The organism is Endozoicomonas atrinae, from assembly GCF_001647025.1.
Taxonomy (GTDB): domain Bacteria; phylum Pseudomonadota; class Gammaproteobacteria; order Pseudomonadales; family Endozoicomonadaceae; genus Endozoicomonas; species Endozoicomonas atrinae.
This window is the reverse complement of record NZ_LUKQ02000711.1, coordinates 1-663: the sequence shown is the minus strand read 5'-3', so window position 1 is coordinate 663 and position 663 is coordinate 1. Positions and strand designations below refer to the sequence as shown.

The 663-nt window shown below is 46.8% G+C and carries 1 protein-coding gene; it reads left to right on the top strand.

The window, feature by feature from the left end; genetic code table 11:
• Positions 1 to 2: 2 nt before the first annotated feature.
• On the top strand, positions 3 to 663 hold a 661-nt coding region (locus tag AK963_RS30210), incomplete at its 3' end, for an IS982 family transposase (RefSeq protein ID WP_139117828.1).

Here is a 663-nt window from a genome sequence, read left to right as displayed (position 1 = left end):
TTATCACTACAGTCTACTGCTTGATCGACGATTTGGTAAAAGAGCTTTTTCCTGTGCCACTGCGACTTCGAGGGTTTCCACCAAAGCTCACTGATAGTGAAGCGATCACCATGGAAGTTGTCGGTGAATGGCTTGGGCATCATAAGGACACTGAGATTTGGAAGTATTTTACCCGACACTGGCGACACCTGTTTCCTGACATTCCTTCTCGCTCGGCATTTGTCAAACAGGCCGCCAACTTATGGCATGTGAAACAGCGACTGCAAATTCGTATAGTCCAGATGATGCATGCAGATAATGCAGATATCCATTTAATCGATGGTTTTCCGATTGATGTTGTCGTCAGAACCCGTGCACCACAGAGCCGTATCTTTAAAGCTGAGGCTGGTTATGGTTACTGCGCTTCCAAGGACAAGAAGTTCTATGGCTTTCAGGGGCATTTGCTGGTTGAAGCACGAGGGATTCCTGTGGGTTTTACTCTGACCGCAGCGAACGTAGATGAGCGTGATGCAGCCTATGACATGCTCGAGACCATTTCTGGCCTCTTGCTTGGCGATAAGGGCTATATAAGACCTGAGTTTAAAACTGATTGTCAGGAATTAGGTATTGATCTTCAGACGCCACTGAGAAAAAACATGCAAGACGATCGTCCGAAGACGTTTG